13 protein-coding genes are annotated in these 16,044 nt (G+C 60.2%); 5 read left to right on the top strand and 8 right to left on the bottom strand.

All coding sequences use genetic code 11. The features are described from left to right. Positions 1–119 precede the first annotated feature (119 nt). Positions 120–2,753: a phosphoenolpyruvate carboxylase gene (gene ppc, locus OKC28_RS00650; RefSeq protein WP_021139685.1), complete on the top strand. Its 2,634-nt coding sequence runs from the start codon at positions 120–122 to the stop codon at positions 2,751–2,753. 162 nt (positions 2,754–2,915) lie between these two features. Then, positions 2,916–4,001 (top strand): flavin-containing monooxygenase, encoded by a 1,086-nt coding sequence (locus tag OKC28_RS00645; RefSeq protein ID WP_270686648.1) that lies wholly within the window; start codon positions 2,916–2,918, stop codon positions 3,999–4,001. 189 nt (positions 4,002–4,190) lie between these two features. Here the strand turns inward: OKC28_RS00645 and arsC are convergent, their stop codons facing one another. From arsC to OKC28_RS00620, 5 genes are all read right to left on the bottom strand, one after another. Beyond that, the gene (gene arsC, locus OKC28_RS00640) at positions 4,191–4,622 is read right to left on the bottom strand and encodes a glutaredoxin-dependent arsenate reductase (protein WP_021139687.1); all 432 of its coding nucleotides are present in this window, start codon (positions 4,620–4,622) and stop codon (positions 4,191–4,193) included. Positions 4,623–4,624: 2 nt separating this feature from the next. Next, on the bottom strand, positions 4,625–5,695 hold the full coding sequence (gene arsB, locus OKC28_RS00635; protein ID WP_270686646.1) for an ACR3 family arsenite efflux transporter: 1,071 nt from the start codon (positions 5,693–5,695) through the stop codon (positions 4,625–4,627). A gap of 96 nt (positions 5,696–5,791) precedes the next feature. After that, on the bottom strand, positions 5,792–7,591 hold the full coding sequence (arsA, locus tag OKC28_RS00630) for an arsenical pump-driving ATPase (RefSeq protein ID WP_270686644.1): 1,800 nt from the start codon (positions 7,589–7,591) through the stop codon (positions 5,792–5,794). A gap of 68 nt (positions 7,592–7,659) precedes the next feature. Next, on the bottom strand, positions 7,660–8,103 hold the full coding sequence (arsD, locus tag OKC28_RS00625; protein WP_270686642.1) for an arsenite efflux transporter metallochaperone ArsD: 444 nt from the start codon (positions 8,101–8,103) through the stop codon (positions 7,660–7,662). A 4-nt stretch (positions 8,104–8,107) separates the two neighbouring features. After that, on the bottom strand, positions 8,108–8,476 hold the full coding sequence (locus OKC28_RS00620; RefSeq protein WP_270686640.1) for an ArsR/SmtB family transcription factor: 369 nt from the start codon (positions 8,474–8,476) through the stop codon (positions 8,108–8,110). Positions 8,477–8,845: 369 nt separating this feature from the next. On the opposite strand from OKC28_RS00620, the gene mutS reads away from it, so the two are divergent. After that, the gene (mutS, locus tag OKC28_RS00615; protein WP_265455169.1) at positions 8,846–11,401 is read left to right on the top strand and encodes a DNA mismatch repair protein MutS; all 2,556 of its coding nucleotides are present in this window, start codon (positions 8,846–8,848) and stop codon (positions 11,399–11,401) included. Between the two features lie 80 nt (positions 11,402–11,481). Here the strand turns inward: mutS and OKC28_RS00610 are convergent, their stop codons facing one another. Both OKC28_RS00610 and OKC28_RS00605 read right to left on the bottom strand, forming a co-directional pair. Next, positions 11,482–13,080 carry a BCCT family transporter gene (locus OKC28_RS00610; protein ID WP_021139693.1) on the bottom strand — a complete coding sequence of 533 codons (1,599 nt, stop codon included), beginning with the start codon at positions 13,078–13,080 and terminating at the stop codon, positions 11,482–11,484. Positions 13,081–13,089: 9 nt separating this feature from the next. Further along, a complete protein-coding gene (locus tag OKC28_RS00605) occupies positions 13,090–13,617 on the bottom strand; it encodes a hypothetical protein (RefSeq protein ID WP_005313801.1) in 528 nt (175 codons plus the stop codon). Positions 13,618–13,779: 162 nt separating this feature from the next. Between OKC28_RS00605 and OKC28_RS00600 the strand changes: the two genes are divergently transcribed. Then, entirely contained in the window at positions 13,780–14,259 is a 480-nt protein-coding gene (locus tag OKC28_RS00600) for a MarR family winged helix-turn-helix transcriptional regulator (RefSeq protein WP_005313803.1), read from the top strand. Positions 14,260–14,337: 78 nt separating this feature from the next. Here OKC28_RS00600 and OKC28_RS00595 read toward each other — a convergent pair whose 3' ends face one another. Further along, complete coding sequence (locus tag OKC28_RS00595; protein WP_021139694.1) at positions 14,338–14,919, bottom strand: YjaG family protein; 582 nt, start codon at positions 14,917–14,919, stop codon at positions 14,338–14,340. 162 nt (positions 14,920–15,081) lie between these two features. Between OKC28_RS00595 and OKC28_RS00590 the strand changes: the two genes are divergently transcribed. Further along, positions 15,082–16,026, top strand: coding sequence for a D-2-hydroxyacid dehydrogenase (locus tag OKC28_RS00590; protein ID WP_021139695.1), 945 nt, complete (start codon positions 15,082–15,084; stop codon positions 16,024–16,026). The last annotated feature ends 18 nt before the right edge of the window (positions 16,027–16,044 follow it).

Raw genomic sequence — 16,044 nt, 5'->3', positions numbered from 1 at the left:
GACAATCTGGGTAGATTGTCACCCTAAGATGACGGAGCATATGTTGTAATCACACAACAATAAGTGAGGCTGTCTCTCACCTCGGATGGAGAGAGACACCAACCAGATAAGGATGTGGAATGAACGAAAAGTACGCCGCTCTACGCGCCAACGTAGGCATGCTGGGTCAACTGCTGGGCAAGTCCATCAAGGATCATCAGGGACAAGCCTTCCTCGACAAGATCGAAACCATTCGCCAGTTGGCCAAGTCCTCCCGCAAAGGCAATGAGGCAGACCGGGAACGTCTGCTCGAAACCCTGCGAACCCTGAGCGATGACGAGCTGTTGCCGGTGGCCCGCGCCTTCAGCCAGTTCCTCAACCTGGCCAACGTGGCCGAACAGTTCCACACCATCTCCCGCCGCTGCGAAGAGCAGGTCTGCACACCGGATCCGCTGGAGCAGATGTTCGCCAAACTCAAGGCATCCAACCTGTCGCAGGAGGCCATCATCCAGGCCGTGCGCGAGCTGGATATCGATCTGGTGCTGACCGCTCACCCGACCGAGGTGACCCGTCGAACCCTGATCCACAAACACGTCCAGCTCAACGACTGCCTGGAAGCGCTGGAACTCTCCGATCTGCTGCCCCGCGAGCGGGACAAGATCCTCAATCGCATCGAACAGCTGGTCAATCAGGCCTGGCACACCAACGAGATCCGCGAGCAGCGCCCGACACCGGTAGACGAAGCCAAGTGGGGCTTTGCCGTGGTGGAAAACAGCCTCTGGCCGGCCATTCCCGAATTCATGCGCAATCTGGACGAGCGTCTGCAACAGCACCTGGGTGTGCGGCTGCCGCTGGATGCCGCGCCGGTCAAGTTCACCTCCTGGATGGGCGGTGACCGCGACGGCAACCCCTTCGTCACGGCCAAGGTGACCGCAGAGGTACTGGAACTGGGCCGCTGGATGGCAGTGAGCCTCTTCTACAAGGACATCAAGGAGCTCACCTCCGAGCTCTCCATGTCCGACTGCACCGACGCCGTACGCGAGCGGGTGGGCGATCACCCCGAACCCTATCGCGCCCTGGTGCGCGAGCTGCGTGAAGCGCTGCGCGAGACCCAGGAATACCTCACCGCCAAGGTGCAGGGTCAGGTGAGCGAGAGCCGCGACCTGATCACCACCACAGCCCAGCTGCGCGAGCCGCTGGAGCTCTGCTACCACTCAATGCACGCCTGCGGCATGGGCAACATCGCCGATGGCATGCTGCTGGACGTGCTGCGCAAGCTGGCCTGTTTCGGCATCCATCTGGTCAAGCTGGATATCCGTCAGGATGGCGAGCGCCACGGCCAGGTCTTCTCCGAGCTGACCCGTTATCTGGGCATGGGCGACTACGCAGAGTGGAGCGAAGACGACAAGCAGGCCTTCCTGCTCAATGAGCTCAACTCCCGCCGCCCCCTGATCCCGACCGACTGGGAGCCGAGCGACGAGACCCGCGAGACCATAGACACCTGCCGGGTGATCGCCCAACACGACCCGGATGCGTTCGGCATCTACATCATCTCCATGGCGGGCGCCCCGTCCGATGTACTGGCGGTACAGCTGCTGCTGAAAGAAGCCGGTTGCAAGTTCCGCATGCCGGTCGCCCCCCTGTTCGAAACCCAGGAAGACCTGATGGCGGGCACCGCCGTAATGGAGCGCCTGTTGTCGGTGGACTGGTATCGCGGTTATATCCAGGGTCGCCAGTACGTGATGATCGGCTACTCGGATTCCGCCAAGGATGCGGGCATGATGGCCGCCGGCTGGGCCCAGTACGCTGCCATGGAATCTCTGGTGGCACTGGCCGAAGCCAGCAATCTGCGCCTGACCCTGTTCCATGGCCGTGGCGGCACCGTCGGCCGTGGCGGCGCCCCCGCCCATCAGGCGATCCTGTCCCAACCGCCAGGATCCCTGCGCGGTGGGCTGCGAGTGACCGAACAGGGCGAGATGATCCGCTTCAAGTTCGGTCTGCCGAAAGTCGCCATTCACAGCCTGAACCTCTACACCAGCGCCGTGCTGGAAGGGAACCTGCTGCCGCCGCCCAAGCCCAAAGAGAGCTGGCGCGCCGTGATGGAACAACTTGCCACCGTCTCCTGCGATCACTACCGCAGCATAGTGCGCGGTCATCCGGACTTCGTGCCCTACTTCCGCGCCGCCACCCCTGAAATGGAACTTGGCAAGCTGCCGCTCGGCTCACGCCCGGCCAAGCGCAAGCCCAACGGCGGCGTCGAGAGTCTGCGCGCCATCCCCTGGATCTTCGCCTGGACCCAGAACCGGCTGATGCTGCCGGCCTGGCTTGGCGCCCACAAGGGGCTGGAACATGCCATCACTGACGGTCAGAAGAGCGTGCTGGAAGAGATGAGCCGCCAGTGGCCCTTCTTCCGCACCCGCCTCGAGATGCTGGAGATGGTGTTCCTCAAGGCCGACCTCTGGCTCGCCGAGTACTACGACACCCGTCTGGTACCGCAAGAGCTGTGGAATCTGGGCAAGCAGTTGCGCCAGGAGCTTGCCGACGCCATCCAGATCGTGCTGCAGCTGCGCCCGCAGGGAGACCTGCTGGACGACCAGCCCTGGATCAAGGAGTCCATCAATCTGCGCAACCCCTACACGGATCCCCTCAACGTGCTGCAGGTCGAACTGCTGGGCCGCTCGCGCAACCACACCGAGACCCTGCATCCCGAACTGGATCAGGCGCTGATGGTCACCATCGCCGGTATTGCCGCAGGCATGCGCAACACGGGTTGATCAGGGTTTCATAAAACCCGCAAAAGGGCGCCATCATTGGCGCCCTTTTTTATTTTTACGACCCGGCGCCACGATCAAAACGGCGGGTGTCCCAACATCCCTGTCTTGCCAAATGGCTGATCACTGCGCATCAGCGCTTTACATGTGCATGGATGCGCACATATGAACTCGATTGATCAGCGACTGGATGTGGTTGTCATAGGCGCAGGTCAGGCCGGATTGGCCTGTGGCTGGCACTTGAAACAGCAGGGGCTCAACTTCGTGATACTTGACGCGCAAGCGCGGCCTGGCGGGAACTGGCGCAACTACTACGACAGCCTTGAGCTGTTCTCGCCAGCTGCCTACTCTTCCCTCCCCGGTATGCCATTCCCCGGCGCACCTGGCCACTATCCCGGACGTGATGAGGTGGTGCGTTACCTTGAGCAGTATGCCGACCTCTTCCCGCTACCTGTTCGCCAGGGAGTTCAGGTCACCCAGGTCGCGCGAGCAGATGCAGGCTTCCAGATAACTGCCGCCAACGGCCAAGGCATGCTGGCAAGCGCCGTGATAGTGGCATCGGGGGCCTTTAGCCGCCCCTACCTGCCCGACATTCCTGGACTGGAAAGTTTCAGGGGCACCCGGCTGCACAGTGCCGACTATCGACATGCGGCGCCTTTTCGCGGGCAAAGCGTCATCGTCATTGGCGCGGCGAACTCCGCCGTCCAGATCGCTTACGATCTCGCCAGCGTGGCCACTGTGACACTGGCCACCCGAGAAGCAATCCGGTTCGCCCCCCAGCGGATATTGGGGGCAGATTTTCATAGCTGGTTGAAATGGACAGGCCTGGAGAAAACCCGCTGGCTGAACGACCAGAGCACACCGGTACTGGACGACGGCACCTACAGAAAGGCGCTGAAAACCGGTTATTTCAAGCAGCGCCCCATGTTCACCCAGGTAACGTCAAGCGGCATTGTCTGGCCGAATGGCCAGCATGAAGCCGTTGACAGTCTGGTGTTTGCCACAGGTTTTCGTCCCAACCTGACATTTCTCGAGGGCCTGCCCGTGACGAACGAACGAGGTCAGGTGATGCAACGCGACGGGCACGCCATGCATGTCCCCGGCTTGTACTTTGTCGGCCTGCCCAAGCAACGCAATTTTGCCTCGGCAACCCTCAGAGGCGTCGGGCCAGATGCCGGACACCTGCTCCCGCACCTGCTTCGCCACCTGAACCAGCCGGAGATGGGGCGCACATCCGTCTATCCAGAGTGAGCTGGTCGAGCGCTGGCATTCTCGATGACGCAAAACGTTCCCTGCTGGCGCATAGCCCGCAAGCAAGTCTCTTGCAGCAGAACATAGGTATCTACAAGGCTGCCCGATTGCCTGAGCAGCCAACCGTAGAGCTCATGTTCGTGCGGCTGCCATGCCGTCATCAGACAGAGGGCGCACCGCTCGTGCGTGTCACTTGATGCGGTTTCCCGCTGCATCCACCACCTGTTCCCCATCTTCCTTGGTAAAGGCGCCTTGCTGGGGGCTCGGCAGGATATCCAGCACCACTTCTGACGGGCGGCACAGCTTGGTGCCAAGCGGGGTCACCACTATGGGACGGTTGATCAGGATGGGATGATCCAGCATGGCGTCAATCAACTCATCATCGCTGAACCTCTCCTCAGCCAGTCCCAGCGCCTCATAAGGAGGGACGTTCTTGCGCAGCAGGTCGCGCACCGGCATCCCCATGGCCCCAATCAGCGCAACCAGGGTCTCGCGGCTCGGCGGTGTCTCCAGGTAGTGAACGACGGTCGGTTCAACCCCTGAGTTGCGGATAAGTTCCAGCGTATTGCGGGAGGTGCCGCAAGCCGGGTTGTGGTAAATGGTGATCTGGGTGTCATGCATGATTAAGCCTCTGCGTTTGGATAGTTGCGTTTCATTCTAAGAGCCACATTGACCAGGGAGATCAAGACAGGCACCTCCACCAGCGGGCCTATCACACCGGCAAAGGCCTGATCCGAATTCAGGCCAAACACGGCGATGGAGACCGCAATGGCCAGCTCGAAGTTGTTGCCGGTGGCAGTGAAGGCGATGGAAGCATTCTTGTCATAGGGAATACCCAGTTTCTTGCCGACCAGGAAGCTGGTGAAGAACATCAGCACAAAGTAGATCACCAGCGGGATGGCAACGCGCACCACATCCATCGGCAGCTCGACGATCATCTCACCCTTGAGGCTGAACATCAGCACTATGGTGGCCAGCAAGGCGATCAGTGTGATGGGCGAGATAGCCGGGATAAAGCGCTCGGTATACCACTGCTCCCCCTTGGCCTTGACCAGGTATTTACGGCTCAGGAAGCCCGCCAGGAAGGGAATACCCAGATAGATCAGCACGCTTTCGGCGATATCCAGCATGGTGATATCCACCGCGAAACCCTGCAAACCAAACAGGGGTGGCAGCACGGTAATAAACAACCAGGCCATAAAGCTGTAGGTGAGGATCTGAAAACCGCTGTTAATCGCCACCAGACCCGCTCCGTACTCCTTGTTGCCGCCGCCCAGATCGTTCCACACCAGCACCATGGCGATGCAACGTGCCAACCCGATCAGGATCAGACCCACCATGTAGTCCGGGTAGTCATGCAAGAATGTCAGGGCAATGACAAACATCAGGATAGGGCCGACCAACCAGTTCATTACCAGTGAGAGGGTTATCGCCTGACGGTCGCGGGTCATGGCCCCCATGGTGCCGTAATTCACCTTGGCGAGCGGCGGATACATCATCAGGATAAGGCCGATGGCGAGCGGGATATTGGTGGTGCCGACCGACATGGCCTCGTTCCACTGGGCAACCTGAGGGAACAGATAGCCAATCCCGACCCCCATGCCCATGGCGACAAAGATCCAGAGGGTGAGATTGCGGTCGAGAAAGCTCATTTTTTTGCTGACGGGCAGATCGCAGCAGGCTGTAGTACTCATCAAGAGACTCCATGAGGGTTGGATGAAATGAAGGACTCAACCCGGGCAAATGCCTCTGTTGGTTGCTCCTTGGCAGTAAACTCGCTCTGATGCATGTCACCCCGCCCTGTGGACAGGGTGACACAGCGCTTGCAGCGCCGTGACACCCACCGGCTCGACGGCCTGCAAGGGCACAACGGCATAACGCCGGGCATGCTCACCTTTGACCGCGTCGATATGGGGCTGCTGACGATAGGCTCGCTGGGCCAGCAGGGGCGAGGTGACGCTGTCCGGGGCCAGCATGTGATTGACCACCCAGGCCCAGGGCTCGATACCGGCACGGCGCAGGTCAGCTTGCAGGTTGGCCGCCTCCTGCACAGGGGTGGGCTCGGGCAGGGTGACTATCATCACCTTGGTCTGTTTCGGGTCTTGCAGCTGCATCATGGGGGTGGTGAAGTGCATCCCCTTGCCCCCCATATTACGAGCAATCTCCCTGTGATAGGCACCGGTCGCATCGAGCAGCAAGAGGGTGTGGCCGGTGGGCGCGGTATCCATCACCACGAAGCGCTTGCCAGCCTCACGAATGATCCGCGAGAAGGCCTGAAACACGGCAATCTCTTCGGTACAGGGGGAACGCAAATCTTCTTCCAGCAGGGCGCGACCCTGGGCATCCAGACTCGCCCCCTTGGTGGCCAGCACCTGGGCACGGTAACGTTCAGTCTCGGCATGGGGATCGATGCGGCTGACCTCCAGGCTGGGCAGTGCCCCTGCCAGTGTCTCTCCCAGATGGGCAGCGGGATCTGACGTAGTGAGGTGAACCGGCAGGCCCCGACTGGCAAGCTCCACCGCCACCGCTGCCGCCAGGGTGGTTTTACCCACACCGCCCTTGCCCATCAGCATGATGAGCCCATGACCATCGGTGGCCAGCTCGTCGACCAGTTGCTTCAAGCCAGGATGTAGCTGGTCCTGTGATTCGACGGCCGGGCGCTCGACCTCGTCGGTCCCGTTGACAGGCGCTGCACCGAGCAACTGGCGCAGGCTGTCCACCCCCACCAGATTGGTGGCCAACAGCGGCACTCTGTCTTGTGGAAGACTGGCCAGCAACGCTGGCATATCAGCCATAGCCTGCTGCTCACGTTGCCATACGGCAATCGCCAGGGGGTCATCCGCCAGCTCGCTTTGCGGGAAGATGCCATTGATAACCAGTTGCTGATTGGCAAGGCCGATGGTCGCCAGCTCGTCATGGGTACGCGCCACTTCACGCAGGGTCGAGGCTTGCGCCCGGGCGACCAGAATAAGCCGGGTTTTCCCGGCATCTGACAGGGCCGCAACGGCCTCTGCATATTGGCTACGCTGTTTTTCCAGTCCCGCCAATGGCCCCAGACAGGAAGCATCGCCCTTGCCCTGCTCCAAAAACTCGCTCCATGCCCCCGGCAGTTGCAACAGACGTATAGTGTGACCTGTGGGCGCCGTGTCGAACACTATGTGGTCGTATTCCCCTACCAGCTTGCTGTCGGTCAGCAGGGCGGTGAACTCGTCAAAGGCGGCAATCTCTGTGGTGCAGGCACCAGAGAGCTGCTCTTCGATGCTGCGCACCACGCTGTCGGGCAACTTGCCACGCACCGGGCCGACGATCCGTTCCCGATAGGCTTGTGCGGCGGCTTGCGGGTCAATCTCCAGTGCTGATAACCCACTGACTGCCACGATGGCGGTAATGCTGTTGCCTATTTGGGTATCGAACACCTGGCCTACGTTTGAGGCCGGGTCCGTGCTGACAAGCAGTACCCGTTTGCCACTGTCACACAAGGCGACCGCGCTGGCACAGGCCAGCGATGTCTTGCCTACGCCACCCTTGCCGGTGAAAAAGAGAAATGGGGGCGCATCATTGAGAAACGAGTAGTTCAGAAACGGGGACATAAGAGACTCCTATCAGGAATAACGAGGCAATTGACCGAACAGAGCGCTTGCCAACTAAAGGGTGACGCTTAGCAGCAACCACTGCTGCCGGAGCAGGATCCACTCTTGACGATCCCTTTGATGGCACCGGCTTTGCCCGGCCCGGCGGCTAGCGGATTGGCTTCAGCATCATCGATTTCTGTACCACCGCTTTCAGGCGCGTTCGGTGACGCAAGACCGGCATAGCGGGTCAACTCTGCGCGGCTGGGGTAACGGCCTGTCAGCACCACCTGACCATCGACCAGCACCAGCGGCAAGCCTTCCTCTCCCGCGTGGACAAGAAAGGCACTCACCGCCGCAGTTTCGGCAAACACCATGGGTTGCTGGGCCAGATTGAATCGCTCTATGGCAACCCCCTGCCCCTTGGCCCAGGCGAGGTCGGCGGCGAAGCTCACCAGGCGCTGTTCAACCTCGGTTCCGCACACACCGCTGGCACAGCACAGTGCCGGATCGAAAATCTGGATAACTGACATGGTATTACTCCTTATTGCAGCAAGATTGCTCGGGCAATACATGGGGCGAGCAGCCGGATTCGGCCCGCATCACGCCACAGGCTTCGGGGTGACCGGCACAGCACTCCTCGGTGAGATAACCGATCAAATCGAGCATCAGGGGGATATTGGCGCGATAGCGCAGAAAACGCCCCTCCTGCTCCACCGATACCAGTCCGGCGTGAAGCAGGGTCTTCAAGTGAAACGAGAGGCTGTTCGGTGCAATGTCGAGCTCGCCAGCGAGCTCACCGGCCACCCGCCCTTCCAACCCGGCCTTGACCAGCAAGCGCCATACATCGAGACGGATACCGGATGCGAGAGACTCGAACACCCTGGTGGCCACATCTTTGTGCATTTGGAATCCCTCAACCCATGGAATGGATTCAACTATACAAGAATAGTTGAAATGATCAATATGCCCGCACTATCTCTGCACTCTGTTTTTGGCATTTTCCCTGTTGCGGGTAGTCCGGATGATTTTGTGAATGCATGGCCTTTGTTGGCGCGGCAGGGATGATAAGATTGGCACCAACTCGTGGCCCTGGTTGTGGTGTGACGCTTTGCCACCCGGGCTGACGCGCACCAGACTCAATATCCTCCTCGGATGATCGCCTCATCGAGCCTCTCATTCAGGCGCTCCTCATCCGTGGAAAAACAGCACATCACAGACCCGATGCCAGATGACAACACAGCTCAAAAACAACGACTTAATGGTGGATGCACATTGATTAACATAGAAAACATCCAGCAGCACACCCCCATGATGCAGCAGTACCTTGGCCTCAAGGCCGAGAACCCCGAGATATTGCTGTTCTACCGGATGGGTGACTTCTACGAACTCTTCTACGACGATGCCCGCAAGGCCTCCCAACTGCTCGATATCTCCCTGACCAAGCGCGGCCAGTCGGCAGGCAACCCCATTCCGATGGCGGGGGTGCCCTATCACGCCATCGAAGGCTACCTGGCCAAGCTGATACAGCTCGGCGAATCTGCCGCCATCTGCGAGCAGGTGGGGGATCCCGCCACCAGCAAGGGGCCGGTGGAGCGCAAGGTCATTCGCATCATCACCCCGGGTACCGTCTCCGACGAGGCGTTGCTCTCGGAGCGACAGGACAACCTGATCGCCGCCGTCTATCACGATGGCCGTCGCTTCGGCTACGGCACCATGGACATAGGCTCGGGCCGCTTCTTCATCAACCAGTTCGACAAGGAAGAGACTTTACTGGCGGAGCTGCAACGCACCAACCCGGCCGAGCTGCTCTATCCGGAATCCTTCGCGTTTTTGCAGCACGTCGAGGGTCGCCGCGGCCTGCGCCGTCGCCCCGAGTGGGAGTTTGAACTGGGCACAGCCCGCAAGCTGCTGTGCCAGCAGTTCGGCACTCAGGATCTGGTGGGCTTTGGGGTCGACAAGAGCGAGACAGCCCTGTGCGCCGCCGGCTGCCTGATGCAGTATGTGAAAGATACACAGCGCACCGCCCTGCCCCACATCCGTAGCGTGCGCCTCGAGCAGCCGGACCATGCGGTCATCATGGATGCCGCCACCCGCCGCAACCTGGAGCTGACCCAGAATCTGGCGGGCGGCTATGAAAATACCCTGGCCGAGGTGCTGGATCGCACCGCCACCCCCATGGGCAGCCGCCTGCTCAAACGCTGGATCCACCAGCCGATCCGCGATCGGGTGATCCTGAAAGGTCGCCAGAGCACCATCAAGGAGCTGATCGAGCAGAACCTTTATGACGAGCTGGGCGCCCTGCTGCGCCAGGTCGGCGACGTGGAGCGGGTATTGGCTCGCCTCGCCTTGCGCTCTGCCCGCCCCCGCGACCTCACTCGCTTGCGTCAGGCGTTTGCCCAGTTGCCAGAGCTGCAGCGCCTGCTGGCGGACAACCGGCACGAAGCGGTACAGCAACTGGCCGAACGGGCCAGCACCTTCCCCGAATTGCTGAGCCTGCTGGAGCGCGCCGTGATGGAGGTGCCGCCCGTGCTGATCCGCGATGGGGGCGTCATCCGTGACGGCTTCAATCAGGAGCTGGATGAGCTGCGGGATCTGGCCAACGGCGCCACCGCCAGTCTGGCCCGCATCGAGGAGCGCGAGAAGGCGCTGACTGGCATCAACACCCTCAAGGTGGGCTACAACAGGGTGCACGGCTTCTATATCGAGGTGAGCCGCGCCAACAGCCATCTGGTACCGGCCCACTACATCCGCCGTCAGACCTTGAAGAACAACGAACGCTACATCATAGACGAGCTCAAAAAATACGAGGACAAGGTGCTCACCGCCCAGGCACAGGCGCTGGCGCTGGAGAAACGGCTCTACGAAGAGCTGCTCGACACCTTGCTGCCCCACCTCGGCGATCTGCAGGAGTCGGCGTCCGCGCTGGCAGAGCTGGATGTGCTGGCCAACCTGGCCGAGCGGGCCGAGACCCTGGACTACCGCTGCCCGACCCTGATTGACGAGGATCAGATCCTGATCGAGGCGGGCCGTCATCCGGTGGTGGAGCAGGTGATGAGCGATCCCTTTATCGCCAACCCGATCCGGCTTGAACGGGAACGGCGGATGCTGATCATCACGGGCCCCAACATGGGGGGTAAATCCACCTATATGCGCCAGACGGCCCTTATCGTGCTGCTGGCCCATATCGGTGCCTTCGTGCCCGCCGACAGCGCCCGCATCGGCCCTATAGACCGCATCTTCACCCGGATCGGGGCGTCGGATGACCTGGCATCGGGCAGATCCACCTTTATGGTGGAGATGACAGAAACAGCCAACATCCTCAACAACGCCACCGCCCGCAGTCTGGTGCTGATGGACGAAATTGGCCGCGGCACCAGCACCTACGATGGTCTCTCCCTGGCGTGGGCTTGCGCCGAGCAGCTGGCAAGCAAGATTGGCGCCTACACCCTGTTCGCCACCCACTACTTCGAGCTGACCCGGCTGCCGGAGCTGATGGAGGGGCTGGCCAACGTCCATCTGGATGCGGTGGAGCACGGCGACACCATCGCCTTTATGCACGCGGTGCAAGAAGGCGCGGCCAGCCGCTCTTACGGCCTGCAAGTGGCGGCGCTGGCGGGGGTACCGAAATCGGTGATCAATCAGGCTCGCCACAAGCTGGCGGAGCTCGAAAGCGCCACGCCCCTGGCCACAGGGGAAGTTCGCCCTGCCTCCATACCGTTGCTGCCCCAATCCCACCCTGTAGTGGATGAGCTGGAGGCGGTTCGCCCGGACGAGCTCACCCCCCGTCAGGCGCTGGATCTGCTCTATCGCCTCAAGCAGATGCTCTAACCGCCAGCCGACTACAGCAGCATACAAAAGGGGAACCTCACGGTTCCCCTTTTACTTTGCACAATTTGATTGTCAGGCCATCAGCCCGGACCTATGCGATCCATCAGGCTCAGGTTGACCGAGCCGGGGTGACGCTTGAGCTTCTGTCGATACTCGAACTGATGCTGACTCTCTTGCTTGAGCCCCAGCACCAGGGAGTAACACATGGCCAGCATGATCACCGAGAACGGCAGTGCGGCTATGATGCTAGCCGCCTGCAAGGCTGCCAATCCACCGGACACCAGCAAAATAGCGGCGACAAGCCCCTGCCCCAGGCCCCAGATGGCGCGGTGCAACACGGGAGGATCCTGATCGCCGATGGAGAGCAGCGTGGTGATGACCAGGGTGCCCGAATCGCTGGAGGTAATAAAGTAGGTGCAGATCAGCAGGGTCAGTACCGCCTTGGCGATCCAGCCGAAGGTCTCCCACTGCATCAGGTCCACCGTCTTGTAGAGCGCCATGGTCACGTCCTGATTGACCGCCGCCACCACGCCACCGCCGCCGAACAGCTCCAGGTTCATGGCAGTACCGCCGAACACGGTCAACCAGAACATGCCGAGCAGGGAGGGTACCAGCAGCACGCCGAGCACGAACTCACGTATGGTACGGCCCTTGGAGATACGGGCGATAAACATGCCGACAAACGGTGCCCAGGCGATCCACCAGCCCCAGTAAAACGCGGTCCAGCTCGACTGCCAGGCCGAGGTACCGTTGGCTTCGGTGTTGGTCCAGAAGCTCAGTTTGACGATGTTTTGCAGGTAGTCACCTATGTTCTGCACATAGGCGTTGAGGATATAGGTGGTCGGCCCCAGCACCAGGAAGAGGCCGAGCACGAAGACGCTCAGCCAGATGTTGAGCTCGGAGAGGATCTTGACCCCGCGCCCCACACCGGAGACCGCAGACAGGGTCGCGATCAGGCTGATGCCGCCGATGAGCCAGAGCTGATTGGACTGCGACACCGCCATGCCGAACATCTGGTTCAGACCGGTATTCATCTGGGAGACGCCGAGACCGAGGGAGGTCGCCACCCCGAACACGGTACCGAACACCGCCAGCACGTCAGCGGCATGGCCCCAGAAGCCGTAGATGCGCTCACCGAGAATGGGGTAAAGCACGGAGCGAATGGCCAGGGGCAATTTGCGGCGATAACTGAAGAAGGCCAGCGACAGGCCGACGATCACATAGATGGCCCAGGGGTGCAGACCCCAATGGAAAAAGGTCAGCCGCATGGCGATCTGGGCCGCCTCCGGCGTCATCCCTTCGGTGATGAAGGGGTTGCCCTGCAGGTGATTCATGGGTTCTGCAATGCTCCAGAACACCAGACCTATGCCCATGCCGGCACTGAACAGCATGGAGAACCAGGCAAAGTAGCCGAACTCCGGTACCTGATCGTCGTCACCCAGGCGGATGCTGCCAAAGCGGCTGAACATCAGATAGACGGCGAAGAACAGGAACAGGGCGACCACCAGAATGTAGTACCACTTGAACCCGGCAATGATCTGATCCTTGGCGCCGGTAAACCAGGCGGCGGCCGTCTCGGGCACAAAGACGCCAAACAGCAGGAACAGGGTGATGACGGTGAGGGCCGTCATGGCCATGGTCGGGTTCAGGCCTTTCAATAGCCCTTTGGTTGCTCTCATCGGGCCTCCTTAGTCGTTGTTGAAAAAGTCTTCACCCACATGCTCGCCTGCGCCGCCGATGGCGCGATAGACCATACGGCCTGCGGCCAGTTCACGATGATCCACCAGGGTGACGGAAGGCTGGCCATTCACGGCGTGACGCTTGCCAAGGAAGATGGCCATGGGCACACCCAGATTGGAGATGCCGCTGGTGATCCAGAGCCGGTTGAAATCGTAGGATCCACCGATGAACTCCAGTTGGGCCAGGCCGGTATCGAGGCCGGTCAGGTAGAAGTTCATGGCACTCTCGTCAGGGAACAGGTGGACCAGCACATAGGCATAGCGCAATTCGTTCACCAACTCCTTTAGGTTGAAAGCACCGGTCTCACTGCAGGAGAGGGGAAGCTCACCATCATAGTGGTGTACCTTGAGGGTATTGGGGTCCTCTTCATAGGCGGGCTGATAACGCACGAATGCCGAGGTATCAGGCAGTTCATAACGGACTCTGACCACGCGCAGATCGGCAACCAGAGACTTGATGTCCAGATAGTCATTCATCATCTCGCTCCTCGATTATGGGGTTGATATTCAGAAAATGCCCGATAACCTAACACAAAAATCATTAGAGCAGAAATGATTACAGCAAAAACCATATTGACCTTATCACGAATTAGGCGGAGAATTTCGCGCCTCTCAACAGCCCTGCAATGACTCACACCCATGGAAAAACATGATGAAGTGCTGGTTGCACTGCGCCAGATTATTCGTGCCATCGATATGCACTCCAAGCGCTTGATCAAGGAAGCCGGGCTGACGTCGCCGCAGCTCTTGCTGCTCAAGGGGATCAACGAGCTGGGACAGATTTCCATGCGTCAGCTGGCCGACCACACCAACATGAGTCAGGCTACTGCGACCACCATCATGGACCGTCTCGAGAGCCGCCAGCTGGTACAGCGCATTCGCAGTGAAACCGACAAGCGAAAGGTTCACGCGACACTGACTGACGCAGGCCGTGCCCTGCTGGCCCAGGCGCCAACCCCGCTGCAAGAGCGTTTCATCCAGCGCTTTCAGGCACTGGAAGCCTGGGAGCAGACCCTGTTACTCTCCTCCCTGCAGCGCATCTCGTCGATGATGAATGCCGACGCGATAGATGCCGCTCCCGTACTGAGCGTTCGTCCGCTCACCGAAGAACGGGCATGAAAGGGGTACGGGCATAAAAAAAGCTCCCGACGGGAGCTTTTTTCTATGGAGACGTTTTCTACAGACCCAGCGGCGGTATCACTCGTCCAGGCTGATGCCGATGTTGGACACACCGTCCTGGGCTGCAAATACCTTGATCGCCAGGATGCGGTCACTGTCACGCTCGTGGGCCACCCGCTTGAGCAGCTCAACCTGAAACTCCAGCTCGGCCTCGATGTACTCGTGCTCGTAGAGTTCCTCTTCGGTCAGCTCGCGCTCTTCCAGCATCTCGATGAAACCGGCTACGGTTCCCACTGAGGCATGGCTGGCATCTTCGGCCTCTTCACCGACCCGGCAGATCACCGAGTTGTAGGCGCTGCCGAGTGCCACGCAGGCATCCAGCGCCGGATAGGCACCGTAGGATTCAAACTTGCTGGGCTCCGGAATGTAAACTTCAAACGCCTCCAGGATAGCCCCCAGATTGACGCGGGATCCCTTCACTGTCAGGTAGTTCCACATCTGATCCAGCGCGTGTCGAAAAGCCTTCGCATCACCAAAGCCGGACGCCTGGGCAAACAACGCATAGTTGGGGTACATGCGCTCTGCCAGCGCCAGGGTGTAGACGGTCTGTTGCCAAGGCTGTAGCTCGGCCAGTCGCTTATAAAACTTGTCACCAAACACTGGGGTCGGATCCTTTGCAAAATGTGGGGCAGATTGTAGCCCACGAGGGGCCGCACGAAAACGAAAAAGCGGCCTGGTCGACTATCTTGCCCGATCAACTCGGGTAAGATGAAGGCAGAGCGGCCTCTCTCCCACGCCGCAAATCTGATAAGGAACAAGAGTATGAGTCAACGTACCCTTCTTTTGCTCAGCCAGGACAACGCGCACTACGAGCGTCTGCTCAAAGCAGCTCACCTCCCCCATTTGCGCATTCTGAGAGCCGACAACCAGAGCGATGCCGAGAAACTGATCGGGGAAGCCCATATCCTGATGGCCGAGCCGGCACGGGCCAAGCCGCTGCTGGCCAAGGCCAACAAGTTGAGCTGGTTTCAGTCCACCTATGCCGGGGTCGATGTGTTGCTGGATACGCGCTGCCGCCGCGATTACCAGCTCACCAATGTGCGCGGCATCTTCGGCCCGCTGATGAGCGAATATGTCTTCGGCCACCTGCTCAGCCTGATGCGTCAGTTGCCACTCTATCGGGAACAGCAAAAACAGCGACTGTGGCAGAGCCATCCCTATCAGGGGCTCAAGGGGCGCACCTTGTTGATCCTGGGCACAGGCAGCATAGGCCAGCACATAGCCCACACCGGCAAACACTTTGGCATGAAGGTGCTCGGCGTCAGCCGCAGCGGCCGTGAGCGGGCCGGTTTCGATCAGGTGTATCAGCTACCGGCACTCAACAAGATGCTGACCCAGGCCGATGTCATCGTCAGCGTCCTGCCCGCCACCCGCGAGACCCATCATCTGTTCACCGCATCTCGTTTCGAGCATTGCAAGCCGGGCGCCATCCTGTTCAACGTCGGTCGCGGCAATGCCATCAACGAAGGCGATCTGCTCACTGCCCTGCGTACCGGCAAGCTGGGCATGGCGGTGCTGGATGTGTTCGAGCAGGAGCCCCTGCCCGCTGACAGTCCGCTCTGGGGCCAGCCCAACCTCATCATCACGCCGCACAACAGCGCCTACAGCTTCCCCGATGATGTGGCCCAGATCTTCGTGCGCAACTACATCCGCTTCATCGACGGCCAGCCGCTGGATGGCAAGATAGACTTCGACAAGGGTTACTGATACGCCCATGACACCAAT

The sequence above is a fragment of the Aeromonas sp. D3 genome (assembly GCF_027705025.1).
In the GTDB taxonomy this organism is placed as follows: domain Bacteria; phylum Pseudomonadota; class Gammaproteobacteria; order Enterobacterales; family Aeromonadaceae; genus Aeromonas; species Aeromonas salmonicida.
The sequence above is the reverse complement of the archived record's forward strand: the minus strand, read 5'-3'. Positions and strand labels throughout refer to the sequence as shown.